The 763-nt window shown below is 60.3% G+C and carries 1 protein-coding gene and 1 pseudogene; both read left to right on the top strand.

The window, feature by feature from the left end; translation table 11 throughout:
- The coding region (locus ALO64_RS01875) for a TrbI/VirB10 family protein (RefSeq protein WP_162232051.1) at positions 1-563 on the top strand (563 nt) is incomplete at its 5' end.
- Positions 564-572: 9 nt separating this feature from the next.
- Positions 573-763: pseudogene (locus tag ALO64_RS01870) on the top strand (P-type DNA transfer ATPase VirB11); the annotation flags it as partial.

Genomic DNA, 763 nt, shown 5'->3' with positions numbered 1-763 from the left:
TCCTGGTCAGCCACAACACCTACACGCGCTGCGCGCTGTACACCGAAATCATCAGCACTCACCCAGGGCTGGTGGATTGCCGTCTGACCGATCCGCTGTATTCCGCCGATGGCTCCACAGTGATTGCGGCGGCGGGTGACAAGCTCACTGGCGAACAGACGGTTGAGGTTGGACCAGGCGAAACCAGCGTATTCACCACCTGGACCGAAATAGAAACCCAATCGGGAGTGCGGGCCAAGCTGGACAGCCTCGGTGCAGGCCCCATGGGAGCCAGCGGGACCGAAGCCTGGATCAATCGTCACTACATGCAGCGCTTCGGCGGTGCGGTGATGTTGTCATTCATCCAGGACGCCCTCCAGGCTGCGTCCAACACCACGCAGAAAGGCTCAGGGTCCGGAGGTTACACGGTGAACAACAGCGAGCAGAACGTGGAGAGCATGGCCAACAAGGCGCTGGACAGCACCATCAACATTCCGGACACCGCGCACCTGCTGCCGGGCACTGTGATCACCGTCATCGTGGCCCGCGACATCGACTTTTCATCGGTTTTCGAGAACCGCTAAGGAGTATTCATGACGCAAGAACAAGATCACTCGCAAGACGCAGAGGAACAAGGGCTGACCGAAGACACGCTGGTCCTGGACTTTCTCGACCAGGCAGGCGTCACCGAGCGCCTGAATCGCCCCGGCACCCAGGACGTGGCCATTAACCGGCCCTTTGAAATCTGGGTAGACGGTCCAGACGGCTGGGTGCACGAGGACGA

The organism is Pseudomonas meliae, assembly GCF_001400515.1.
Classification (GTDB): Bacteria; Pseudomonadota; Gammaproteobacteria; order Pseudomonadales; family Pseudomonadaceae; genus Aquipseudomonas; species Aquipseudomonas amygdali.
This window is presented reverse-complemented; position numbering and strand designations above follow the sequence as displayed.